At 72.1% G+C, this 21,930-nt stretch carries 22 protein-coding genes and 1 pseudogene; 14 read left to right on the top strand and 9 right to left on the bottom strand.

What is annotated here, in order from left to right:
* Positions 1-109 precede the first annotated feature (109 nt).
* On the bottom strand, positions 110-916 hold the full coding sequence (locus tag K7957_RS15265; RefSeq protein WP_223012962.1) for a DUF815 domain-containing protein: 807 nt from the start codon (positions 914-916) through the stop codon (positions 110-112).
* A 294-nt stretch (positions 917-1,210) separates the two neighbouring features.
* On the opposite strand from K7957_RS15265, the gene K7957_RS15260 reads away from it, so the two are divergent.
* Both K7957_RS15260 and aguB read left to right on the top strand, forming a co-directional pair.
* The gene (locus tag K7957_RS15260) at positions 1,211-1,873 is read left to right on the top strand and encodes a hypothetical protein (RefSeq protein WP_223012844.1); all 663 of its coding nucleotides are present in this window, start codon (positions 1,211-1,213) and stop codon (positions 1,871-1,873) included.
* A 74-nt stretch (positions 1,874-1,947) separates the two neighbouring features.
* Entirely contained in the window at positions 1,948-2,811 is an 864-nt protein-coding gene (aguB, locus tag K7957_RS15255) for an N-carbamoylputrescine amidase (protein ID WP_223012842.1), read from the top strand.
* A 236-nt stretch (positions 2,812-3,047) separates the two neighbouring features.
* On the opposite strand, the gene metK is transcribed toward aguB, so the two are convergent.
* Together metK and lnt are read right to left on the bottom strand one after the other, a co-directional pair.
* Positions 3,048-4,247 (bottom strand): methionine adenosyltransferase, encoded by a 1,200-nt coding sequence (gene metK, locus K7957_RS15250; protein ID WP_223012840.1) that lies wholly within the window; start codon positions 4,245-4,247, stop codon positions 3,048-3,050.
* Between the two features lie 42 nt (positions 4,248-4,289).
* Positions 4,290-5,825, bottom strand: coding sequence for an apolipoprotein N-acyltransferase (lnt, locus tag K7957_RS15245; RefSeq protein WP_223012838.1), 1,536 nt, complete (start codon positions 5,823-5,825; stop codon positions 4,290-4,292).
* Between the two features lie 349 nt (positions 5,826-6,174).
* Here lnt and K7957_RS15240 point away from each other — a divergent pair, with 349 nt between their 5' ends.
* The 3 genes from K7957_RS15240 to K7957_RS15230 all read left to right on the top strand — a co-directional run bounded on the left by K7957_RS15240 (position 6,175) and on the right by K7957_RS15230 (position 7,445).
* Positions 6,175-6,621 (top strand): VOC family protein, encoded by a 447-nt coding sequence (locus tag K7957_RS15240; protein WP_223012836.1) that lies wholly within the window; start codon positions 6,175-6,177, stop codon positions 6,619-6,621.
* The gene (locus K7957_RS15235) at positions 6,618-6,920 is read left to right on the top strand and encodes a polyhydroxyalkanoic acid system family protein (protein ID WP_223012834.1); all 303 of its coding nucleotides are present in this window, start codon (positions 6,618-6,620) and stop codon (positions 6,918-6,920) included. Before K7957_RS15240 ends, K7957_RS15235 begins: the two co-directional genes overlap by 4 nt.
* A gap of 90 nt (positions 6,921-7,010) precedes the next feature.
* Positions 7,011-7,445, top strand: a complete 435-nt coding sequence (locus K7957_RS15230; protein WP_223012832.1) for a response regulator transcription factor — start codon at positions 7,011-7,013, stop codon at positions 7,443-7,445.
* 288 nt (positions 7,446-7,733) lie between these two features.
* Here the strand turns inward: K7957_RS15230 and K7957_RS15225 are convergent, their stop codons facing one another.
* From K7957_RS15225 to K7957_RS15210, 4 genes are all read right to left on the bottom strand, one after another.
* Positions 7,734-8,405: a FadR/GntR family transcriptional regulator gene (locus tag K7957_RS15225; protein WP_223012961.1), complete on the bottom strand. Its 672-nt coding sequence runs from the start codon at positions 8,403-8,405 to the stop codon at positions 7,734-7,736.
* Positions 8,406-8,491: 86 nt separating this feature from the next.
* Positions 8,492-9,865, bottom strand: a complete 1,374-nt coding sequence (locus tag K7957_RS15220; protein ID WP_223012830.1) for a glycoside hydrolase family 27 protein — start codon at positions 9,863-9,865, stop codon at positions 8,492-8,494.
* A gap of 380 nt (positions 9,866-10,245) precedes the next feature.
* A complete protein-coding gene (locus tag K7957_RS15215) occupies positions 10,246-10,467 on the bottom strand; it encodes a hypothetical protein (RefSeq protein WP_223012828.1) in 222 nt (73 codons plus the stop codon).
* A gap of 93 nt (positions 10,468-10,560) precedes the next feature.
* Positions 10,561-12,345, bottom strand: coding sequence for a DUF4231 domain-containing protein (locus K7957_RS15210; protein ID WP_223012827.1), 1,785 nt, complete (start codon positions 12,343-12,345; stop codon positions 10,561-10,563).
* A 232-nt stretch (positions 12,346-12,577) separates the two neighbouring features.
* On the opposite strand from K7957_RS15210, the gene K7957_RS15205 reads away from it, so the two are divergent.
* The 3 genes from K7957_RS15205 (at position 12,578) to K7957_RS15195 (ending at position 16,239) form a co-directional block, all read left to right on the top strand.
* Entirely contained in the window at positions 12,578-14,422 is a 1,845-nt protein-coding gene (locus K7957_RS15205; RefSeq protein ID WP_223012826.1) for a toll/interleukin-1 receptor domain-containing protein, read from the top strand.
* Positions 14,423-14,504: 82 nt separating this feature from the next.
* Positions 14,505-15,533, top strand: a complete 1,029-nt coding sequence (locus K7957_RS15200; protein ID WP_223012825.1) for a PEPxxWA-CTERM sorting domain-containing protein — start codon at positions 14,505-14,507, stop codon at positions 15,531-15,533.
* Between the two features lie 145 nt (positions 15,534-15,678).
* Positions 15,679-16,239, top strand: a complete 561-nt coding sequence (locus tag K7957_RS15195; protein ID WP_223012824.1) for a hypothetical protein — start codon at positions 15,679-15,681, stop codon at positions 16,237-16,239.
* Here the strand turns inward: K7957_RS15195 and K7957_RS15190 are convergent.
* Positions 16,209-17,438 carry an SAM-dependent methyltransferase gene (locus K7957_RS15190; RefSeq protein WP_223012823.1) on the bottom strand — a complete coding sequence of 410 codons (1,230 nt, stop codon included), beginning with the start codon at positions 17,436-17,438 and terminating at the stop codon, positions 16,209-16,211. The two genes, K7957_RS15195 and K7957_RS15190, sit on opposite strands and share 31 nt — an antisense overlap.
* 99 nt (positions 17,439-17,537) lie before the next feature.
* On the opposite strand from K7957_RS15190, the gene K7957_RS15185 reads away from it, so the two are divergent.
* The 4 genes from K7957_RS15185 (at position 17,538) to K7957_RS15170 (ending at position 19,666) form a co-directional block, all read left to right on the top strand.
* Positions 17,538-18,029 (top strand): cupin domain-containing protein, encoded by a 492-nt coding sequence (locus K7957_RS15185; protein WP_223012822.1) that lies wholly within the window; start codon positions 17,538-17,540, stop codon positions 18,027-18,029.
* Between the two features lie 60 nt (positions 18,030-18,089).
* Entirely contained in the window at positions 18,090-18,665 is a 576-nt protein-coding gene (locus K7957_RS15180) for a YkgJ family cysteine cluster protein (protein ID WP_223012959.1), read from the top strand.
* 229 nt (positions 18,666-18,894) lie between these two features.
* On the top strand, positions 18,895-19,338 hold the full coding sequence (locus tag K7957_RS15175) for a globin domain-containing protein (RefSeq protein WP_223012821.1): 444 nt from the start codon (positions 18,895-18,897) through the stop codon (positions 19,336-19,338).
* Between the two features lie 46 nt (positions 19,339-19,384).
* Positions 19,385-19,666, top strand: coding sequence for a DUF427 domain-containing protein (locus tag K7957_RS15170; RefSeq protein ID WP_223012820.1), 282 nt, complete (start codon positions 19,385-19,387; stop codon positions 19,664-19,666).
* Positions 19,667-19,687: 21 nt separating this feature from the next.
* Here K7957_RS15170 and pcaF read toward each other — a convergent pair.
* A pseudogene (pcaF, locus tag K7957_RS15165) lies at positions 19,688-20,890 on the bottom strand (3-oxoadipyl-CoA thiolase).
* A 237-nt stretch (positions 20,891-21,127) separates the two neighbouring features.
* Between pcaF and K7957_RS15160 the strand changes: the two are divergent.
* Both K7957_RS15160 and K7957_RS15155 read left to right on the top strand, forming a co-directional pair.
* Positions 21,128-21,322 (top strand): hypothetical protein, encoded by a 195-nt coding sequence (locus K7957_RS15160; RefSeq protein WP_223012819.1) that lies wholly within the window; start codon positions 21,128-21,130, stop codon positions 21,320-21,322.
* Positions 21,323-21,436: 114 nt separating this feature from the next.
* Positions 21,437-21,904, top strand: coding sequence for a PilZ domain-containing protein (locus K7957_RS15155; RefSeq protein ID WP_223012818.1), 468 nt, complete (start codon positions 21,437-21,439; stop codon positions 21,902-21,904).
* Positions 21,905-21,930: the final 26 nt, after the last annotated feature.

Raw genomic sequence — 21,930 nt, 5'->3', positions numbered from 1 at the left:
GATAGTTAAAAAGACGCTCTCGTCACCGAATTGTAAACTCCGGCAGTGGCTCAACCTGGCGCGAAGCAGGCGCGGTCCGTCACCGATACTGTCCTAATTCATCTGGTGATCACAACGAGATGCCGCTTCGCCCCGCGAGCTCGACGACATATTGCCACGCCACCCGGCCGGAGCGGCTGCCGCGCTGCGTCGCCCAGCGCACCGCCTCGGCGGGATCGAAGGCCAGCCCATGCCGCTCAGCGTAAGCGCGGACGATCGCGAGATAATGGTCCTGGTCGACGGCGTGGAAGCCGAGGCTCAGCCCGAAGCGGTCGGCGAGCGCGAGCTGGTCGTCGTCGGCGTCGCGCGGGTTGATCGCGCGCTCGGCGGCGGCGTGCTCGCGCACCACCAGGTGGCGGCGGTTGGCGGTGACGATCAGCCGCGCGTTGGCGGGGCGCGCCTCGGCGCCGCCCTCGAGCAGCGAGCGCAGCGCGCGCGCCTCGCCCGCGTCGTCGACGCCGAGATCGTCCACGAACAAAGCATAAGCGCGCGGCTGCCGCGCCAGCACGTCGAATAGCGCGGGCAGCGTGGCGAGCTGCTCCGCCGCCACCTCGACCAGCGCGAGCGCGCCGCCGCGCGCCTGCACCGCGCCGACGCTCGCCTTGACCAGCGCCGACTTGCCGGTGCCGCGCGCGCCCCACAGCAGCACGTCCTGCGCGGCATGGCCCGCGGCGAGCCGCTCGAGGTTGGCCACCAGCGCGTCGCGCTGCTGGTCGACGCGCTGGAGCAGCGCGAGGTCGAGCGGCGCGAAGGCGCGCGCGGCGACCAGCACGCCGCCCCGCCAGACATAGGCCGGGTGCGCCAGCGGGTCGGCGGCGGGCGGCGGCGGGGGCGCGAGCCGCTCCAGCGCGGCGGCGATGCGGTCGAGCGGGTCCATCGCCGCGGGGCTAGCCGCGCGCCGCGTGCGGCTCAAGGGGTGCGCCGAGGGTCCGCGCCAGGGCATGATCCGCCGCTCGGCTCGCCGGCGTGCTCCTGCGCAAGCAGGAGCCCAGCGCCACGAGCGTCATCTCTGCGCACCTGGGCTCCGGCGTTCGCCGGAGCACGGGTCAGCTTCGAGCAGGGAGATCCTTCCTTCCGTACCCCCGTTCGATCCGGGTCAGGCGCCGGCCCGCGTCGCCGGCCGGGCCCCATCCTCTTCCTATAACCCCTTGGACGAGCGAGGAGACGTGCGATGGCGTGGCAGCGGATGCCGATGGAGACGTGGCAGAACAAGATCGCGACGCTGGTCGAGATGCTGCCCGATGCCGCGCTCGCCGACCTGCTCTCGCAGATCGAACTGGTCTCGCCCGTGCTCGAGCCCGACGATGTCAGCGCCGGGCGCCACCGCGGCGACGTCGCGATCGCGGGCGATTATACCCCGCAGACGCTGCTGACGCTGATCGAGGGCGATCTCAGCGTCACCGGCCAGGTCTCGACCCAGGAGGTGGACGGCAACGACGGCCATGCCGCGCTGGTGATCTTCGGCAGCCTTCGCTGCGGCAGCCTGCTCAACGACTGGGGCAGTCGCGTGGTCGTCACCGGCGACCTGATCGTCGGCGACTGGATCTACACCGCGCGCGAGGAGTCGGTGCTGGTGGTCGGCGGGGACCTGCGCGCACCCGTGCTGGTGAACGGAGAGAGCGCGGTCGAGGTCGGCGGGGACGGCGAGATCGAGCAGGGACTCGGCGTGATCCGTCGGCTCGGCGCCCCCGGTGGCGCCACCGTGACACCGCGCTACGGCTGGCACGCGCTCGCCGCGCTGCTCGCGCTCGATCCGGCGCGCGCCACCGAGGAGGAGGAGATCGTCCCGCTGCTCGAGGACCGGCTGTTCCGGACGGGCAGCCTCCTGCCGTGACGTGCCGGCAGGACGAGAAACGTCGCGCGGCTTCACCCTAGCCTCCCGGGCGCGCGCGCCTTATGTGCGCGCGCATGACCGAGATCACCGTCGCCGCGCTGCAGCTGGCCTTCTCCGCCGACATCGACGCCAATATCGCCAAGGTCTCCGAGGCGGTGCGCGAGGCGCACGCGCGCGGCGCGCAGGTGGTCCTGCCGCCCGAGCTGTTCGAGGGCGAGTATTTCTGCCGCGTCGAGGACGAGTCGCTGTTCGCCAACGCCGCGCCGGTGCGCGAGCACAAGGCGGTGCTGGCGATGCAGGCGCTCGCCGAGGCGCTGCGGGTCTATATCCCCACCAGCTTCTTCGAGCTGGACGGGCCGCACCATTACAACTCGCTGGCGATGATCGGCCCCGACGGCGAGATCCAGGGCGTGTATCGCAAGAGCCACATCCCCGACGGGCCCGGCTACGAGGAGAAATTCTACTTCCGCCCCGGCAACACCGGCTTCAAGGTGTGGGACGGGCCGGTCAGCGCGGGGCATCGCACCCGGCTCGGTGTCGGCGTCTGCTGGGATCAATGGTATCCCGAGACCGCGCGCGCGATGATGCTGATGGGCGCCGAGGTGCTGTTCTACCCGACCGCGATCGGCAGCGAGCCGCACGACACCTCGCTCGACACCGCGCGGCTGTGGCGCCGCGCGATGGTGGGGCATGCGGTGTCGAACGTGGTGCCCGTGATCGCCGCCAACCGCGTCGGCGTCGAACACGGCCAGACCTTCTACGGCACCAGCTTCATCACCGACGAGCGCGGCGACATCCTGGCCGAGCTCGACCGCGCGGAGGAGGGGGTGATCACCGCGACGCTCGACCTCGACCGCGTCCGCCGCCACCGCGCCGCCTTCGGCTTCTTCCGCGACCGCCGCCCCGAGCTGTACGGGCGGCTGGTGGAGGATATCTGACGGGGCTGGCTGATCAGCAGGTAAGACGGCCGGCGGGGCGTCTCTGATCCTCCCCTGTTAGGGGAGGTGGCGCGCGCGGCGCGACGGAGGGGTGTCGAGGGTGATGAGTCCAGCGACACTCGCCGGCCGCGTCACCCCCCCGTCAGGCCTACGGCCCGCCACCTCCCCTTCCAGGGGAGGATCTAAGAAGGGTGCCGCGTCCGCTATCCTCGCTTTTTGAAGGAAGCCGCCCTCTCTCAGCCCACCGCCTGCTTGAGCTGCTCGACCAGGTCGGTCTTCTCCCAGGTGAACAGGTCACCCTCGGGGTCGCGGCCGAAATGGCCGTAGGCGGCGGTCTTGCTGTAGATCGGCGCGTTGAGTCTGAGATGCTCGCGGATGCCCTTGGGGGTGAGGCGCACCAGCTTGGGCAGCGCCGCCTCGAGCTTGCTCTCGTCCACCGTGCCGGTGCCGTGCAGGTCGACGTAGACGCTGAGCGGCTCGGCCACGCCGATCGCGTAGCTCAGCTGGATCGTGCAGCGCTTGGCCAGGCCGGCCGCGACCACGTTCTTGGCGAGGTAGCGCGCGACATAGGCCGCCGAGCGGTCGACCTTGGTCGGGTCCTTGCCGCTGAACGCGCCGCCGCCGTGCGGCGCCGCGCCGCCATAGGTGTCGACGATGATCTTGCGCCCGGTGAGCCCGGCGTCGCCGTCCGGCCCGCCGATCTCGAACAGACCCGTCGGGTTGACGTAGATCGCCTTCTCCTCGGGCAGCCAGCCCTCGGGGAGCACCTCGGCGAACACGCCCTTCACGTAGTCGCGCAGCTTGGCCTGGCCCGCCTCGTTGGACAGCTCGGCCGAATGCTGGGTCGAGACGACCAGAGCGGTGGCGCGCACCGGCACCCCGTTCTCATATTGCAGCGTCACCTGGCTCTTGGCGTCGGGCTCGAGGAACGGCGCGGTACCGGCGTGGCGGTCCGCCGCCATCTTCTCGAGGATCTTGTGGCTGTAGTAGAGCGTGGCGGGCATCAGGCCGGGCGTCTCGTCGGTGGCGTAGCCGAACATGATGCCCTGGTCGCCGGCGCCCTCGTCCTTGTTGCCGCTCTCGTCGACGCCCATCGCGATATGCGCCGACTGCCCGTGCAGGTTGTTCGAGAAGTCGAACGTCTGCCAGTGGAAGCCCGACTGCTCATAGCCGATCCGCTTGACCGTGGCACGCACCGCCGCCTCGATCTCGTCGAGCACGCCCGGCGCCCACCGATCGTTCTCGTAGATGCCGCGGCCGCGGATCTCGCCCGCGAGCACCACCTTGTTGGTGGTGGTCATCGTCTCGCACGCGACGCGCGCCTCGGGGTCCTTGGCGAGGAACAGGTCGACGATCGCGTCCGAGATCTGGTCCGCGACCTTGTCGGGGTGCCCCTCCGACACCGACTCCGACGTGAAGATGAACGACTGACGCATGGAGGCTCCGGGAGATAACGATATAAAGATAGCTTTATATGCTTATCGCCGGCGCGCGCGCAACGCAACCGCGCCCGCCACCAGCGCGAGCCCGACCAGCAGCGCCGCCCAGTTGCCCAGCCGGGAGAACAAGGTAGCTGCCCGTGCCGGCGGCAACGCCACGTCGACCGCGCCGCCGGCATGGTGCGCCACCGTGCCCAGCAGCGTGCCGTCGGCGGCGATCACCGCGGAGATGCCGTTCGGAGTCGCGCGCACCACCGGCAGCCCCTCCTCGATCGCGCGCAGCCGCGCCTGGGCGAGATGCTGCGGCGGGCCCCAGCTGCCGAACCAGGCGTCGTTGGAGGGATTGAAGATCAGCCGCGGGCGGTGCGCGCGGTCGACCACCTCGCCCGAGAAGATGATCTCGTAGCAGAGCTGCACTCCGATCGCGCCGAAGCCGGGCACCGCCAGCGTGCGCGGCCCCGGCCCCGGCGCGAAGTCGAGGTCACCCGGCACCAGCCGCGCCAGGCCGAGCGGCTTGAGCAGCCAGGGCATCGGCAGATACTCACCGTAGGGCACCAGATGCGCCTTGTCATAACGCGCGCGGATGCGCCGCGCGGGGTCGAGCACGAACACCGAGTTGGTCGCGCCGGTGACGTCGCCGCGCGAGTCGAACTGGAGCGCGGTGCCGCCCGTCATCAGCATGTCGCGCGGGCCGAGCACCGCGGTCATGCGCGCGCGGGTGGCATAGGGGCTGGTGTCGCCGTAGACCCAGAGCGGGTAATCGTCCTCGATGAAGTCGCGGATCACGCCCTCGGGCCACAGCACCAGCCGCGGCGCCGCGCCGGGTCGACCGGAGAGCCGGGTGAGCCGCGCCAGCATCATCGCCTGGTCGCTCTCCCCGCGCTGGTCCTGCGGCACGTTGGGCTGCACCACGACGACGCGGGGGGCGCCGGGCGCGCCGACGGGGGCTGCGCCGCGATAGCTCAGCGCCTGCGCGCCGAGCAGCACCGCGGCGGCGAGCGCCACAGCGACGAGCGGCAGCGCGCGGCGCGGCACCAGCAGCAGCAGCCCCGCGAGCACGACGGTGAGGCCGGAGAGCGCGTAGGTGCCGACGAGGCTCGCGAGCGCGGCCACCGGCTGGACCGGCACCCATATCACCGCGAGCGGGTCCCAGGCATAACCGGTGAACAGCCAGGAGCGCGCCCACTCGGTCGCCAGCCAGGCGACACCGAACAGCAATGCCCAGCCGGCGTCGGGCGCCGTGCCGCGGCGTACCCGCCACGCCAGCCCCGCCGCGGCGGCGGGGAACACCGCGAGGTACAAAGCGAGCGCGAACGGGGCGAGATAGCCGAGCGCGTGCGGCATCTTGTCCTGAAACGTGAAGGCGTGCTGGAACCAATTGTCGTTGATCGTGAAATGCCCGACGCCGAAGGCATAGCCGCGCCACAGCGCCTGGCGCAGCGTCGGCGCGGCATGGACCACCGCGATCCAGCCAGCGAAGGCAGCGAGCGCGAGCCACCACAGCTCGAGCGGGGCGAAGCCGCAGGCGGCGGCGACGCCGAGCAGCAGCGCGACGAGGGCGGGGCGGCGAGTCATGCGCGCGCCGCTAGCACCTCCGCGGCGCGCGCGGGAGGGGGTGGCGCGTCGGCACGCCGCGGGATCGCTTCCCGACTCGCGGGCTCGTGGCAGATCCATCGTGCGCGCCCGCCCGCCCCCCTCACCGGCCGTCATCCCGGACTGGTCCGGGATCCACCGTGCCGCATCCTCAACGCGCGTGGCTCTCGCGTAAGAGTAGACCCTGAACCAAGTCCGGGACGACGGAGTGGCGAATGACCGGCGGGGTGCAGCCGAGCAACGGGGGCAGCGCTACGCCGCGGCGCTTGCACCGCCGCCGCGACGAGCGCGCCCCCTCCCCATCGCCCCCCCGATATATTACATCCCTCTCATGACCCTGCGCCCCTTCCATCTCGCTTTCCCCGTCCACGACCTCGCCGAGGCGCGCGCCTTCTACGGCGGCGTGCTGGGCTGCGCCGAGGGACGCTCGAGCGACTCCTGGATCGACTTCGACTTCGGCGGCCACCAGATCGTCGCGCACCTCGACCCCGCGGCGAAGCCCGTCGCGGTGACCAACCCGGTCGACGGCCACGACGTGCCCGTGCCGCATTTCGGCATCGTCCTCACCATGGCCGACTGGCAGACGCTCGCTGCCCGGGTCGAGGCGGCGGGGGTGCGCTTCGGCATCGCGCCGCACGTCCGCTTCCAGGGGCAGGCGGGTGAGCAGGCCACCATGTTCTTCCGCGATCCCAGCGGCAACGCGCTGGAGTTCAAGGCTTTCGCCGACGACTCGCAGCTCTTCGCCACGGCCGCGCGCGTGCCGGAGGCGGTGGCATGAGCCGCCCGGTCGAGGTCGACCTGCCGCACCAGCTCGGTCGTGCCGGCGCCAAGCAGCGGATCGAGGGTGGGTTCGGCAAGCTCGCGGGCTATGTCCCCGGTGGCCATGTCACCGAGCATCGCTGGGACGGTGACACGCTGCACTTCACCGTCGAGGGCATGGGTCAGCGCGTCGGCGTGCGGCTCGACGTCGCCGACAGCAACGTCCACGCGGTCTTCGATCTGCCCGGGCTGCTCGCCATGTTCGCCGAGCCGCTTCGAGAAAAGCTGCAGAAGGAAGGGCCGAAATTACTCGCGTAAGGACGAAAAGCGGCGGCGCGGCGCCGCATCGTTAATCGGCCATTCGTCATTTGCTGGCACTCCGCGGGACATCGCGGGGGTCAGGGAACGATGGCGCATATCATTGTCGTGGACGACGACGACATCTGGGGCGAGCTGGTGTGCGACGCGCTGCGCGCCGCCGGCCACACCGCGGGCGCGCTGACCGACAGCCGCGAGGCGCTGCGCGCGATCAAGGCGCGCAGGCCTGACCTGGTCGTGCTCGACTGCAGCATGCCCGAGCTGAGCGGCGTGCTGCTGCTGCAAGAGCTGCGCAAGTCGCCGCACTTGTTCGACCTGCCGGTGCTGATGCTGACCGGCCGGCGCAACGACCAGGACGTGCAGCTCGCTTATTTCGCTGGCTGCAACGACTATCTCAAGAAGCCGTGCGACCCCGAGGAAGTGGTCTATCGCGTGCAGCGGCTGCTGGAGAAGTTCCCGCCCGCGGCGGCGCCGCTGCGCCGCGTCGCGCCGAGCGGCTTCGGGCGGCGCGCGCCGGGACGCTGAGATGAGCGCGGCGGGGTAAGAGAGTGAGCGAAGCGCCGATAATGGCGTGGCTCCGTCGCTTGATCGCCGGCGCCATCCTGAACTCGTTCCAGGATGACGCTATGAGACCAGGGCCATGTCCCGCGCTCTCGGTAAGCAACCGAGCGCGGCAGTAAAGGGCCGTGCGTCGTGGTGAACCAAGGGAGTTCCGCACGGCCCAGTATCGCTGTTGGGGCGACGATCACCGTCATAATGGAGCGAGCTCACCGAGTCAGACACAATTCAGACGTAATCGTGCCAGAGTGAGACTCACCCCTCGAGCGCGTCGGTGAGCGCGGCGCGCGTGTCGGCGAGCGCGAGGTCGACCAGCCGGCGCATCGCCGCCGCCGCCTGCGCGGTGTCGCCGTCGGCGATCGCGTCGTAGACCGCGGCATGTTCGGGGATCGGGTCGCGCGGCAGCGCGCGGTCGCGCTGCTTGAGCTGGGTGGTCCAGGCCACCGCCGCGGTGATCCCGGCCGACAGAGTCACCAGCGCGTCGTTGCGCGAGGCGGTCAGGATCGCTCCGTGGAAATCGCGGTCGGCGGTGAGCCCCGCCTCGGTCGACAGCGTGTGGCGCCGCATCCGCGCCAGCGCGTCCTTGAGCGCCTTGATGTCCTCGCGGTCGCGTCGCTCGGCGGCGAAGGCGGCGGCGGCGGGCTCCACCACGGAGCGCAGCTCGAACAGGCTGCGGAGCAGCGCCATGTCGGGCTTGTCGGCGAAGGCCCAGGCGAGCACGTCGGGATCGAGCATGTTCCAGCGCCGCCGCGGCAGCACGCGCGTGCCGGTCTTGGGGCGGCTCTCCACCAGCCCCTTGGCGATCAGCCCCTGCACCGCCTCGCGATAGGCGCCGCGCGAGACGCCGTTGGTCTCGGCGAAGACGATCTCGCCCGGCAGCACGTCGCCCGGGGCATATTCGCCCGAGAGGATCGCGCGGCCCAGCATGTTGCCGATCGCGCCGCGCCAGCGCCGCCCGGTCGACTGCAGCGCGGCCTCCTGACCGGGTAGCTCGTTCACTGCTCTCTCCTTCGTCACGCCGCGACCAGCCGATACAGGCCCGCGCCATGCGGCGCGAGCGTGCGCGCGAGCCGCCCGGTCGCGCGGCCGTCGTCGCGGCCCGACCACAGGTCGCGCACGCGCACCGCGCCGGCGACGTCCAGCGCGCGCAGGGGGAGCGCGACCTCCTTCGCCTTGTCGGTGGTGTTGAACAGAGCGACATAATGGTCGCGACTGCCCTCCGGGCGCGCCGACCAGATCCGCGTGCCGTCGGCGACGAAATGCGGCCGGTTGTCGCTGCTGGCCTGGTTCACCGCGAGCACCTCGCGGTTGGTGAGCAGCGCCAGCGTCGGCGCGTCGAGGTGGCGGAGATCGCCGCCCATGATCAGCGGCGAGCGCGCGATCGACCACAAGGTCATCAGCGTGCGCTGCTCGTCGGGGGTGAACTTGGTGTCGCGCTGGCCCAAGGCGAGCCGGCCGAGCGGCAGCATGTCGGCGTCGGGCCAGGCGCCGGGGCGGCGCCACTGGTTCCAATTCTCGAGCCGGGTGAACTGCGCCTCCAGCATCGCCCATTCGTCCCAGAAATCGTCGCTGATCCGCCACATCTGCGCGTGGTCGCGGACGTGCGCGGCGCGCGCCACCGGGGTCTCCCCGGGCGAGAGGCTGAGCGTGATCGGGCGGCCGCAGCGCTGGATCGCGCGATGCGCCGCCTCGATCTCGGGCGCGTGCGAGTCATAGGGGCGGCTCATGTCGTCCATCTTGACGAAGTCGACGCCCCAGGCGGCGTAGAGCGCGAAGATGCTGTCGTAATAGGCCTGGGCGCCGGGCCTGGTCATGTCGACGCCGTACATGTCGGGGTTCCACGGGCAGATGCTCGACGGGTCGGCGACGTCGGCGGCGCGCAGCGACGTGCCGAGCACGGGCAGGTTGCGCTTCACCGCCTCGCGCGGGATGCCGCGCATCACATGGATGCCGAAGCGCATCCCCATGGCATGGACCGCGGCGGCGAGCTTGGTGAAGCCGGAGCCGTCCGCGCTCGAGGGGAAGCGGTTGGGCGCGGGGATGACGCGGCCGTGCGAGTCGAGCGTCGGCGTGGCCACGCTGTTATACTCGTAGCTAGTGGCGTTGGGCTCGTACCATTGGATGTCGACGGTGAAGACGTCGTAGCCGAACGGCAGCAGTCTCTCGCGCATGATCGCCGCGGTCTCGCGCGCCTGTGCCTCGGTGATCGTGGTGGCGAAGCTGTTCCAGCTGTTCCACCCCATCGGCGGCCGCGGCGCGAGCGCTGCCCCCGCTTCGCTCGGCGCGGCCGCTTCCCGCTGCGCCGCCTGGCCCGGCCCCGCCGCCGCGGCGGCGCCGCCGAGCCCGGCGGCCAGCATCGCGCGCCGACTGAGTCGCACCTCGTCCATCACCCCTCCCCTCCCGCTCGCGCGACGGCCGGCCGGTGACCGGCCGCTGCCCGCGATCTCAGGGGTCGAGCGTATCAATACTCAAACAATTGTCGAGGCTGTTGGCGCCGCGAGCGATGGATCAGCCGCGACGACCTATCCTGTCGTCGACCATGACGCGCCGCAGCGGTTCCGGCGGGCCGCCACCGGCGGTGGCAGACCGAGCCGCGGCGATCCTCGATCGTCGGCGTCCATGAGGCTCGGGGGGGAACGAGACTGAAGCGCGATCGACGGTCTCCAACGTCGCTCTGCGCCGTCTACTCTGACAAGTGCGACCGTCCGGGCGTGCACGTCGCTGCGAAGGGCCGGACCCTCCCGACACCGGGAGGGTCTGGTCGATCTCACCCTCGCGTCTTCGTCACCGTCTTCTGGGCGCGTGCCTGCTTGGCATAGTGGTGGTGCGCCACCGCGCAGCCCGCCGCCGCGCCGAGCACGGCGTGCCCCTTACCGGCGAAGTGCCCAGCGACGCCGCCGGCCGCCGCGCCGCGCACGCAGCCCTTGGCGAGCGCCGGGGAGGCCGTCGCCAGCGCCAGCGGAACGGCCAGGAGAGAGAGCATCCGCATGAGAACCTCCGTTATCGTGTGATGCCCTATCCTACGCTCAGCCGGCCGCGGTGTTGCGTTAAACTTCGGTCATCTCACGGTAGCCTTCGCCCGTCAGGGCAGCTCGAGCTGGCGGCGCTCATAGGCCTGCCGCCAGTCGCTGAGGTCGGCGAGCATCGTCGCCGCGGCGCCCTCGACCAGGTCCACCACGCGCGGCAGGTCGTCGCCGTTGGCCTCGAGCGCGTCGACGTAGCGCGCCAGATCGGCCGCGGTGGCGCTGGAACGCGCCGCGCTGGCGCCGAAATCGCCCTGGACGCGGATGCCGAAGATCGCCGCGCCCAGCGCCGGCAGCCCGGCCGAGAGCGCGACGAACACGCCCGCGTTGGCCCGCACCCACTCGTGCGCCGCGACATAGCCGACCAGGAACACCAGGCAGCTCAGCAGCGAGGCGAGGAACAGCCACATGCCGATCCGGTGCAGCCGGTGGTCCAGCAGGTGGAGCTGGTGCGCCGCGGCGCGGTGATAGGCGAGCTGGGGGCACAGCTCCTCCTCGGCGATGAAGCGCGCCACCGCGCGCCGGTCGCTGAGGCAGCCGCTGGCGCAGCCGCTCGCGCGCCACACCGCGGCGGCGTACCAGTCGAGCCAGCGCGGCTCGCGCGCGGCGCCGGGGCGCACCGCGGGGCGGCCGACGCCGAGCAGCTTGAGGCTGCGCATCGGCCGCAGCCGCTCGGCGAGCTGGCGATAGTCGAGCCAGCGCCGGTGCCACTCGCGCGCGACACCGACGCGCGTGTTGAGCACGAACCCCGCCACCGCGCCGAGCTCGCAGAGCGCCAGCCAGAATTTAAGCTCCTTGAACAGCAGCCCCGAGAGCGCCAGCAGCACCGCCGCGGCGCCGAGCAGGAAGTTGAGCACGTGCCCGCTGCGATAGCTCTGCGCGAAATGCTGCGCGAGCCGGTCGCTCCAGCCATAGGCCGTCTCGATCGCGTCGAGCCGCGGGCGCACGCCGTGCGCACCCTCGTGGCAGAAGGTGCGGAAGCGCTCCCACTCGCGCCGCGTGTCGGCATCATAAGGCCCGCTGCGGAACGCGGCGCGGCGCAGCCGCTTGATGCCCAGCACCGCCAGCAGCGCGGGATATTCCACGCGCGCGCGCACGCGGAGCTCGGTCTCGCCGAGGAAGCGGTCGAGGCAGGCGCGCTCGACGGGGGCGGTGGGCGGCGCGAGTAGCTGCGCCACCAGCGCCTCCGCCGCGGCGGCGTCGAACGCGCGGGCGGGCACCTGCTCGAACGATTCGGGGTTGGCGAGCGGGTCGTAGCCGGCCCAGCGGATCAGCGTCGCGGCGTCGTCGAGCGGCACGTGGATCACCGGGAGCCCCTGGCGCAGCGCGCGCGCGACGATGTCGGCGGTGCCGCCGATGCCGCGCCCGGGTTCACCGTCCCACAGCGCCACCAACACGTCGCTGTGCGCCAGCACCGCGCGCCCCGCGAGCGCGTAGCTCGCCGGACGCCCGGCGGGGAGCGCGGGCAGTTCGAGCGCGCAGCCGGCGCGGCCCAGCAGCGCGTCGAAGGCGGCGCCGCCGGCGGCGGCGGTGAAGTCGCGGCGATAGTCGTCGCGCGGCAGCGGCAGCACCGCCTCGATACGGTAGCCGGCGGCGAGCGCGAGCTCCGCGGCGAGCTGGTCGGCGCCCTCGGCGAGCGGGGTGACGAAGCGGAGCGACGGGGGCGTCTCGGCGAAATAGCGCGCCTCGGCGGCATGGACCCGCGTCGCGGCCTCGGCCAGCGCCGCCAGCGCCTCGCGCAAGCGCGGCGCGGCGCGCGCGGCCGCGGCGGTGTCGAGCAGCGGCGGCCGATGCCCGGTGATCCCGACCGCCAGCCCGAACGCCGGGCGCGGCGGGTGACTCACGACTGAACCTCGCTCACCGGCATCTGATATCGGCCCCCCGACCGCACGTGTCGCCCCCTCCTGCTACGAGGCTATGGGGCGCTGGGGCAAGCGCCTTGCGCTGATCCCGGTTAACCATCGCATTGCCAGCCCCGGCGCGCTCTGCCACGCTGCGCGCGAGGAACAGAACCGGGCAGCGGGGCGCGGCGGCACCGGACATCCTCTCATCCGATCGAGCTGCGGCGGGGGGCCGATGCGTCAGTACGCCGCGTTCATCAGCTACAGCCACGCCGACACCGCGACGGTGCGCTGGCTACACCAGAAGATCGAGACCTATCGCCTGCCGCGCGCGCTGGTCGGCACCGACTCGGCGTTCGGCCCAGTGCCGCGCCGCTTGCCACCTGTGTTCCGCGACCGCGACGAGCTGCCCGCCAGCGGTGACCTCGGCCAGGAGCTGCGCGCCGCGCTCGCCGCCGCGCGCTGCCTCATCGTGGTGTGCAGCCCGCGCGGGGCGCGGTCGCGCTGGGTCAACGAGGAAGTGCTCAGCTTCAAGCGGCTGCACGGCGAGGGCCGCGTGCTCGCGCTGATCGTCGCGGGCGAGCCCGGCGATCCGGCCACCGAGTGTTTCCCGCCCGCGCTGCGCTGGCGGATCGGCGCCGACGGCGCGCTCAGCGACGTCCCCGCCGAGCCGATCGCGTCGGACGTGCGCCCGGGCAAGGACGGCCGCCGGCTCGCCGCGCTGAAGCTGATCGCCGCGCTGGCCGACGTGCGGCTCGACTCGCTGGTGCGCCGCGACGTGGCGCGACGGCAGCGCCGGCTGATGTGGATCACCGCAGCCTCGGTCGCGGTCGCGCTCGTCACCGTCGGGCTGGCAGTCTATGCCGAGGGCCAGCGCCGCGTCGCCGAGCGCCAGCGCCGCCTCGCCGACCGCAGCCTCGAGTTCCTCATCGGCACCTTCAACATCGCCAACCCGGCGACCGAGAACCCGCGCACGATCACCGCGCTGACCGTGCTGACCCGCGCCAGCCGCGGCGCTCGCGCGGAGCTGGCCGACGAGCCCGCGGTGGGCGCGCGGCTGCTGCGCGCGACCGGCGAGATCTACGCCAACCTCGGCCTGCCGCGCGAGGCGGAGCGCGACCTGCGCGCGGCGCTGGCGCGACTGCCGGCGAGCGGAGAGCAGCGCGCGCTCACCGAGCTGCGGCTGGTGCGCGTCGCCTTCGACCGCGGCGACGCCGCCGCCGCACGCCGCGCGATCGCCGCCGCCGCCGCCGCGGTGCCGCCCCGCGCGCGCTACGCCGCCGCGCTCACCGCGTCGCTCGTCGAGGCGCGCGGGCAGGCGAACGTGCTGAGCGGCGACTATGCCGCCGCGGTCCGCGACCTCGCCGAGGCAGCGCGGCGACGCGAGGCGCTCGACGGCGACCAGCGCGAGGCACTCGGCGGCGTGTGGATGAACGAGGCGATCACGCTGGTGCGGCTTCACCGCTACGCCGAGGCCGACCCGCTTTTCTCGCGCGCGGTCGCGACCTATGCCGCCAAGTTCGGCGTCGATCACGTGCTCACCGCGCGCGCGTTGCAGAACCGTGCCTTCGCCGATTTCGAGAACGGCCACGTCGCCGCGGCGCAGCGCCGTATGGCGCAGGTGCTGCGGATCTACGACCATGTGCTCGAGCAGGACCATCCGACGGTGGCCGCGGCGCGGATCCTGATGGGACGCATTCGTACCGCGAACCGCGACTACGACGGGGCCGTCGGCGACCTCGACCGCGCCGCCGCGATCTATCGCCGGCTTTATGGCCCCGCCGCGCCGGCGGTCGGGGACGCGAACTTCTACGCCGCCGAGGCGGAGTCGGGCGCCGGCCGCACCAACGCCGCGCTCCGCCGCGTCGACGCGACCCGCTCGATCTACGACTCGGCCTATGCCGCGACCGATCCCGACCAGGTCGAGCTGCGGCTGTTACGCGCGCGCGTGCTCGCGGGGGGCGGGCGCGTCGCCGCGGCGGCGGCGGCCTGCGACGACGCGCTCGCGCTGCAACGTCGCATCGACCCGGCCGACACTGCCCTGGCGACCGCGCGCGCCGGCTGTGTCCCGGGCAAATAAATGCGCGAAACGGCAAGTTTTTACCTATCGGCGGCGCGCCGGCTCGCTACGCATTAACCATCAAACGCGGGGGGATGTCGCGATGAACAGGGGAAGAGCGCTCGCGGTCGCCGCGGCGGTGGGGCTGGTGGCGGCGGCGGCGCCGGCGCGCGCGGCGCTGGTCGAGACGGTGACGGTGAACAACGGCCTGGGTTACGTCTTCGGGCTGGACGGGTCGCTGCCTGGGCGGAACTCCGGCGGCACGCGCGAGCAGATCTTCACCGGCCAGCGCGCGCCCACGCAGTCGGATCTCGGCGTGGACCTCGTCGGCGAGGCGGGCTCGGGCAGCTTCTTCTTCCTGCACAACGATTATTGCGTGGGCGGCTGCTCGATCGCGTCGAGCACGGTGATCACCTTCAGCGTCACGAACACCGGGCCGGACGCGGTCGACCTGCGCTTCGACTCGCTGATCACCCCGGGGCATCTCGCCGTCGTCGATGGCGCGCCGGGGCGCGGCGGCTTCGAGTTCAGCGTGATCCAGCGCACCCGCGGTCAGCAGGACAACGTGCTGTACTCGGCATATGGCAACGCCAGTGACGAGGAACTGAGGGTCGGCGACGACAAGTTCAACAGCGATCCCTTCCTCGGACAGACCTTCACCGATTACGGCTATGGCCGCGTGCTCGACTGGAGCACCACGCCGCTCAACCTCGAGCTCGGCACGCTCGCCGCGGGCGCGACCACACAGGTGGAATATAACGCCTCCTACTTCGTCACTGCCTTCGGCGAGTGCAGCAACATCGATAGCTGCAACGGCCTGCAGGTCGTCTTCGGCGACCCGCGCAACAATGGCAGCGTCGCCAGCTTCGCACGCAGCCTCGCCGTCGGCGACCCGGTGCCGCTGATCAACCGCGAGTATGACGCGGTGGAGGTGCCTTATGCCTTCAACCTCTCGGGCAGCCCCCTCCCCAAGCTGCCGCCGGCGCAGGGGCCGGTGACCTATGACCGCCCCTATGATCCGCTCAAGCTCGGCGCGGTGCCCGAGCCGGGGACCTGGATGACGCTGATCCTCGGCATGGCGCTGGTGGGCGGCGCCCTGCGAAGCGACCGGCGGCGTCGCCTCGCCGCCTAGCGGATCTCGCGCGGATCCGTGATGCGATGCACGCTGGCTCTCAGCGCCGCGCACGGCTCGTCGCACAGGCGGGCACGACGCCCAGTCCGTTGACCTCCCGGTAAGGTTCGCGGCCTAGCTGGCGCTTCGGGGCACGGAGGCGCATTTGGCAATCTTGGACTCACTCGCCGGCTTCATCGACAACACCGGCCTGGCCGAGGCCTTCGCTGCCAGAGCGGAGGATCCTGCCAAGGCGCGCCGGCCGCTACTCGACGGCATCCGCCGCACGCGCGAGCAGTTCGCCGCGCGCGCGAGCGAGGCCGCGCGCGTCGGCAGCCGCTGGTGGCAGCTGCAGAACGGCGTGGTCGCGCTCACCGTCAAGATCGGCGGCGACGTGCTGCCGCTCAACGGCGCCGCCACCAACCACCTGCCCGAGGGCGTCTTCGCCGCCTTCCTCGACGCGCTCGAGCAGGCGGTCGAGGCGGGCGAGCTCGACGAGACGCTGCGCGCGCGCCAGGCCGAGCGCACGCGGCCGGCGCGCGGTGCCGAACCGGCGCAGCGCCAGCGCGTCCCCGGCCGCCATCCCAGCAACGACCGCGACGACTGGGATAGTCTCACCTGGGCCCAGCGGCAGAAGGTCAGCGCCTTCTACCGCGAAGGCCGCAACCCCGACGGCAGCGTGATCGCGACCGTCGGCTACAGGCCCGACGCGCCGATCACGGGCTGAGCCGCGCGCGGCATCATATAGTCGCGCGTGAGCGGCAGCGCCTCGCGCCGGCGGGTGAGCTGGATCTGATAGTTGAGATGCGCGTCGTGGCGGAAGGCGACCAGCGCCCCCGCCAGGTAGAAGCGCCACATGCGATAGAAGCGCGCGTCGTAGAGCGCCTCGATCGCGTCGTGCGCCGCCTCGACCCGCGCGAGCCACTGGTCGATCGTCAGCGCGTAATGCAGCCGCAGCGTCTCGACGTCGGTCACCCACAGCCGCGCGTCCTCGATCGCCGGGGTGATCTGGCTGAGCGCGGGGACGTAGCCGCCGGGGAAGATGTAGCGCGCCAGCCAGCGGTCGGTCGCGGCGGGGCCGTCGGCGCGGCCGATCGTGTGGAGCAGCATCACGCCGTCCTCGGCGAGCAGCGCGCGGCAATGGCGGAAGAAGGCGCGGTAATGCGGCGGGCCGACATGCTCGAACATGCCCACCGACACGATCCGGTCGAACCGCCCGCGCACGTCGCGATAGTCGAGCAGCTCGAAGCGGACATGGTCCGCCACTCCGGCCTCGAGCGCGCGACGGCGCGCCACCGCGAGCTGCTGCTCGGACAAGGTGATCCCCAGCACCTCCACCGCGGCGACACGATGCAGGTGGAGCGCCAGCCCGCCCCAGCCGCAGCCGATGTCGAGCACGCGGTCGCCCGCACGCAGTGCGAGCTTGTCGGTGATATGGCGCAGCTTGGCCGCCTGCGCCTGCTCCAGCGTGGCGTCGGGCGCGTCGAAATAGGCGCAGCTATAGTGAAGGTCGGGATCGAGGAAGAGCGCGTACAGCTCGGTGGACAGGTCATAATGGTGCGCGACGTTGCGGCGCGCCCGGCGCCGCCAGTTGATCCCGGTGAGCAGGGCATTGTGCCGCCACGGCCGCCACCAGCGCAGGTCGGCGGCGGCGTCGTCCCAGTGGGTGTTGCGCCCGATCAGGTCGAGGAAGCCGCGGATGTCGTCGCCGTCGATCAGCAGGCGCCCGTCGACATAGGCCTCTCCCAGCACCAGTGCCGGGTCCAGCGCGGCGCGGCGCGGGGTGGCATGGTCGCGGAAGCGGATCGTCGCGTCGGGCGCGGCCGGCGCCGCGTCGCCGAAGCGGTGCGCCCGCCCGGCGGCGTCGACCACCACCAGCACGCCGCGCCGGATCAGCCGATGCAGCAGGAAGGCGAGCAGCCGCATGACGCAAGTCTAGCCGAGATGCACCGCCCTGCCAACACGGCCCCTGGCGCGACGCGCACGCGGGTGCGACAAGGTGCCAGGACAGAGGAGAGCTCAGCCATGCGGCAGATCAACGGGACGATCGCGATCGCCGCGGCGGCCGCGCTGCTCGTCGGCGCCGCCGCACCGGATAGCAGCGCGCCGGATACGACCGCGGTGGCGAGCACCGCGGCGGTGCGCGCGCAGGTGGCGGCGATGCTCGCCGAGATGCGCCCCGACCAGGACTTCCTGTGGCGCCCGCTGGTGCGCGACGGCGCGCGGGTCGCCGCGATCGAGGTGTGGAAGAAGCCCGGCCGCCCCGCGGTGCATCCGGCCGAGGCGGAATATGCGACGGTGCTGGAGGGCGCAGGCACATTGGTCTCGGGCGGCACGCTGGTCGCGCCGGTGACGCGCCCCAATGGCATGATCGAGGGCGACCGCATCGCGGGCGGCACCGCGCGCACGCTCGCGCCCGGCGACGTGCTGCTGATCCCGGCGGGCGTGCCGCACTGGTTCGGGATCACGGGCGATCACCTGGTGCTGCTCGGCACCAAGCTGCCCGCGGACCGCTAGCCGCCCCGCCACGTCGTCCGCCCCCTTGCGCCGCGTCGCATGGACCGGCACGGGGCGGCGATGCACGCCGACACCGACCTGGAGACCGCGCTGCTCGGCCCGCTCGTCGCCGGGCGGGAGTGCGGCGACTGCACGGTCTGCTGCACCGTGCTCAAGGTCGCCTCGCCCGACTTCAGCAAGCCGGCGGACACGCCCTGCGCGCATCTCGGCGCGCGCGGCTGCACCATCCATGCGGAGCGGCCGGGCATCTGCCGCGACTGGTATTGCGGCTGGCGGCGCGTCGCCGCGATCCCGGCGGCGGCGCGCCCCGATCGTTCGGGGCTGCTGGTCTCGCTCGGCTATGAGCGCGCGCCGCGCAACTGCCTCGAGGGCGTCGCGATCACGGTGCGCCGGCTCGAGGGCAGCAGCGCGATCGAGGACGGTACCGCCGCCGCGGTGCTCGACGCCTTGTGCGACCGCCTCGTCCCGGTCTGGTTCAGCGACGGCGCGCGCAAGATGCTGATGCACCCGGACGATCAGGTCGCGGGCCACGTGCTCGCCGGCACGCCCCCGCCCGCGCCGCTCGCCGCCGAGGTGGCAGCCTGGCGCGCGCGCTACGCCGCCTTCGCCGGGGCGCCGGTGACCGACGCGCCATAGCGGACCGTATCCGCCCCCATCTCCTTGGCGAAGTTGCAAATTTTCTCCTCACCCACGTTACTGATTGAGTCGACCGGGCGGTGTAGCGTGGCGACATGGTAGAGCCGACCTGTCCGACCGTGCGCGACCCGCCGCGCGCCCGCTGCCGCGGCGAAGCGAGCGATGCGCGGCGGTGTGGCGGCCGCTTGCGTGCCGTGGACTCGCCGCGGGCGGGTCGGCGCGGAGACCGATGAGCGCGCCCGTCGCGCTCTCGCCCGCGCAGGTGGTGCTGGTACGCGCCAGCTACGCCACGATCACGCGGCTGGAGCAGGATTATGCGGCGCGCTTCTATCACCGGCTGCTGGAACGCCACCCCTTCACGCGCGCGCTGTTCCCCGACGATCTCACCGGACAGATCAGCGTGTTCCGGCTCACCCTCGACGCGCTCGTCGCGCAGATCGATCAGCCCGAGGCCGCGCGCGCGACGCTGGCGGCGCTCGGCCAGCGCCACGTCGGCTACGGCGTGCTGACGCACCATTATGCCTATGTCGGCGAGGTACTGATCGACACCTTCGCCGAGATGGCGGGTGGTGGCTTCGATGCCGCGCCCCGCTGCGCCTGGGAGACGCTCTACGCCGGCGTGGTGGAGGCGATGCTCGCGCCGCCCGCCGCGACCGCGGCGCGCGTCCCTTGACGCCACCGTGCGGCGTGCCGACCTAGCGCGCGACAGGAGACGGTGGATGGTAGAGGCACGGTGGAACGGCGCGCTGATCGCGCGCAGCGACGACACGGTGGTGGTGGAAGGCAACCATTATTTCCCGGCAGAGGCGGTCGACGCCGCGCTGCTGCGCCCCAGCGGGACGACCTCGATCTGCCCGTGGAAGGGCATCGCGCACTATCACAGCCTGAGCGTCGACGGCGCGGAGAACACCGACGCCGCCTGGTATTATCCGGCGCCCAAGCCAGAGGCCGAGCAGATCCGCGGGCGTATCGCCTTCTGGAAGGGCGTGACGATCGGCTGATCCTTCGGCCACGCCTCGGCGTCAGACCCGCTCGAGCATCAGCGCGATGCCCTGGCCGACGCCGATGCACATGAACGCCATCGCGTAGCGGCCGGCGATGCGGTGCAGCTCCTCCGCCGCGGTCAGCGCCAGCCGCGCGCCCGACATGCCGAGCGGGTGGCCCAGCGCGATGGCGCCGCCGTTGCGGTTGACGCGCGGGTCGTCGGGCGCGATGCCGAGGTCGCGCAGCGTCGCGATCGCCTGCGCGGCGAAGGCCTCGTTGAGCTCGATCACGTCGAGCCGGTCGAGCCCCACGCCGGTCAGCCGGCACAGCTTGCGCGCCGCCTCGATCGGGCCCGCCCCCATGATCCGCGGCGCGATGCCCGACAGCGCCATGCCCAGCACGTGCGCGCGCGGCGTCAGCCCGTGGCGCGCCGCGGCGGCCTCGCTCGCGACCAGCATCGCCGCGGCGCCGTCGTTGAGCCCCGAGGCGTTGCCCGCGGTCACCGTGCCGTCGGGGCGGACCACCGGGGTGAGCCGCGCCAGCGCCGCGAGGCTGGTCGCGCGCGGGTGCTCGTCGGGCGCGACGACGATCGGCTCGGCGCCGCGCCGCGCCACGGTGACGGGCACGATCTCAATCGCGAGCCGCCCGCCCACGATCGCCGCCGCGGCCTTCTCCTGGCCGGCGAGCGCGACGGCGTCCTGCTCGGCGCGCGACACGCCCCATCGCTCGGCGACATGCTCGGCGATCTGCGGCATCGTGTCGACGCCGTACGCCGCGCGCATCGCCGGGTTGACGAGGCGCCAGCCGAGCGTCGTGTCCTCGAGCTGCTGCGCGCGGTCGAGGGCGGCCGCGGCCTAACCCATGACGTACGGCGCGCGTGTCATGCTCACGACCCCGCCCGCGATCGTGAGCGCGGCGTCGCCGCAGCGGATCGCCTGTGCCGCCATGCCGAGCGCGTTGAGCCCCGAGCCGCACAGGCGGTTGACCGTCACCCCCGGCACGGTCTCCGGCAGGCCGGCGAGCAGCAATGCCATGCGCGCGACGTTGCGATTGTCCTCGCCGGCCTGGTTGGCGCAGCCGAGCAGCACGTCGTCCACGTCCGCCCAGTCGACCGAGGCGTTGCGCTCGACCAGCGCGCGCAGCGGCACCGCGGCGAGATCGTCCGCCCGGACGCCCGCGAGCGCGCCGTTGAGCCTGCCGATCGGGGTGCGCACCGCGTCGCAGAGGAAGGCCTCGGGCATCGGATCGTCCTGTTCCAGCATGTCACCGCGCCGCCCGGATCGCCGGCCGACTCACCCGCCGAGCTTGGCGCCCGCCGCGGCCATCGGCAACGCGGCGCTGCCCGCTGGCGGGCGCCGGCGGCCAGCTCCAGCGAGAACCACATTATGATGCTGAGGCAAGGCGATGATTCAGGTTGAGTGGCCATTAACTAAGCGTAGCATCCGTGGCGCCCGATGATCGGGCGGGAGGATGGTTCGATGCGTTCGCTCTCAATCGTCGTCATGGCTGCCGCACTGCTCGCGGGCACCACGCCCGCGCTCGCCGCGCCGTGCAAGGATGCCAAGACCGGCAAATTCGTCAAATGCGCCAGTGCCCCGGCCAAGGCGGCCCGGTGCAAGAACGCCAAGGGGCAGTTCGCCAAATGCGGCTCGCCGGGCGCCAAGCCAGTCTGAGCGAGACGTTCGGGGCGGCCGGCGACGCCGCCCTGAACCGCCCGCGATATTGACGCATATTACGGAATGTTAAGGTAAGGAGTTCAGCCCTATCCCATAGCGCATGGGAGAGAGATGGTAGAGGTCGCCGCCCGAGTCTATCGCACGCGTCGTGCCGGTGAGCGGTATGACACGGACGCGCCGTCGACGCTGCGCGGCGCGTCGCAGGTGCCGCTCGACGTGCTCGTCGACCAGATCTCGCTCTCGGGTTGCCATATCGTCACGCCCGAGGAAGTGGGCATCGGCGAGCTGATCTCGCTCGGCATCGCGGGGCTGGGCCGGGTCGAGGCGCTGGTAGTAAGGCGCACCCGCACCGGCTACGGCTGTGCCTTCATCAGCCACGTGCCCCCCAGCCTGCTCGCGCGCGTCGGCGAGGACACGCCGGTGGTGGCGCTGTCCGACGACCGCCCGTTCCACGTCTTCGACGCCGACGCCGATGTGCCATATGTCGAGAAGCTGCCGATCCGCACGCGCTTCCTGCTGATCACCGGCTTCTGCGCGCTGAGCTGGATCGCGATCATCACCTTCATCGCCGCGATCTGAGGCGAGCACGCCGCGTCTATCAGGGA

Origin of the sequence: Sphingomonas yunnanensis, assembly GCF_019898765.1 — a bacterium.
In the GTDB taxonomy this organism is placed as follows: domain Bacteria; phylum Pseudomonadota; class Alphaproteobacteria; order Sphingomonadales; family Sphingomonadaceae; genus Sphingomonas; species Sphingomonas yunnanensis.
This window is presented reverse-complemented; position numbering and strand designations above follow the sequence as displayed.

Excerpts from the sequence above, each read along its gene's own strand:
- K7957_RS15155 (WP_223012818.1), top strand. The coding sequence starts at position 21,437 with ATGGTAGAGGTCGCCGCCCGAGTCTATCGCACGCGTCGTGCCGGTGAG.
- K7957_RS15240 (WP_223012836.1), top strand. The coding sequence starts at position 6,175 with ATGACCCTGCGCCCCTTCCATCTCGCTTTCCCCGTCCACGACCTCGCC.
- K7957_RS15265 (WP_223012962.1), bottom strand. The coding sequence starts at position 916 with ATGGACCCGCTCGACCGCATCGCCGCCGCGCTGGAGCGGCTCGCGCCC.
- K7957_RS15205 (WP_223012826.1), top strand. The coding sequence starts at position 12,578 with ATGCGTCAGTACGCCGCGTTCATCAGCTACAGCCACGCCGACACCGCG.
- K7957_RS15215 (WP_223012828.1), bottom strand. The coding sequence starts at position 10,467 with ATGCGGATGCTCTCTCTCCTGGCCGTTCCGCTGGCGCTGGCGACGGCC.
- K7957_RS15235 (WP_223012834.1), top strand. The coding sequence starts at position 6,618 with ATGAGCCGCCCGGTCGAGGTCGACCTGCCGCACCAGCTCGGTCGTGCC.
- K7957_RS15175 (WP_223012821.1), top strand. The coding sequence starts at position 18,895 with ATGAGCGCGCCCGTCGCGCTCTCGCCCGCGCAGGTGGTGCTGGTACGC.
- K7957_RS15260 (WP_223012844.1), top strand. The coding sequence starts at position 1,211 with ATGGCGTGGCAGCGGATGCCGATGGAGACGTGGCAGAACAAGATCGCG.
- K7957_RS15225 (WP_223012961.1), bottom strand. The coding sequence starts at position 8,405 with ATGCTGGGCCGCGCGATCCTCTCGGGCGAATATGCCCCGGGCGACGTG.
- K7957_RS15230 (WP_223012832.1), top strand. The coding sequence starts at position 7,011 with ATGGCGCATATCATTGTCGTGGACGACGACGACATCTGGGGCGAGCTG.
- K7957_RS15180 (WP_223012959.1), top strand. The coding sequence starts at position 18,090 with ATGCACGCCGACACCGACCTGGAGACCGCGCTGCTCGGCCCGCTCGTC.
- K7957_RS15220 (WP_223012830.1), bottom strand. The coding sequence starts at position 9,865 with ATGGACGAGGTGCGACTCAGTCGGCGCGCGATGCTGGCCGCCGGGCTC.
- K7957_RS15190 (WP_223012823.1), bottom strand. The coding sequence starts at position 17,438 with ATGCGGCTGCTCGCCTTCCTGCTGCATCGGCTGATCCGGCGCGGCGTG.
- K7957_RS15200 (WP_223012825.1), top strand. The coding sequence starts at position 14,505 with ATGAACAGGGGAAGAGCGCTCGCGGTCGCCGCGGCGGTGGGGCTGGTG.
- K7957_RS15160 (WP_223012819.1), top strand. The coding sequence starts at position 21,128 with ATGCGTTCGCTCTCAATCGTCGTCATGGCTGCCGCACTGCTCGCGGGC.
- lnt (WP_223012838.1), bottom strand. The coding sequence starts at position 5,825 with ATGACTCGCCGCCCCGCCCTCGTCGCGCTGCTGCTCGGCGTCGCCGCC.
- aguB (WP_223012842.1), top strand. The coding sequence starts at position 1,948 with ATGACCGAGATCACCGTCGCCGCGCTGCAGCTGGCCTTCTCCGCCGAC.
- K7957_RS15185 (WP_223012822.1), top strand. The coding sequence starts at position 17,538 with ATGCGGCAGATCAACGGGACGATCGCGATCGCCGCGGCGGCCGCGCTG.
- K7957_RS15170 (WP_223012820.1), top strand. The coding sequence starts at position 19,385 with ATGGTAGAGGCACGGTGGAACGGCGCGCTGATCGCGCGCAGCGACGAC.
- metK (WP_223012840.1), bottom strand. The coding sequence starts at position 4,247 with ATGCGTCAGTCGTTCATCTTCACGTCGGAGTCGGTGTCGGAGGGGCAC.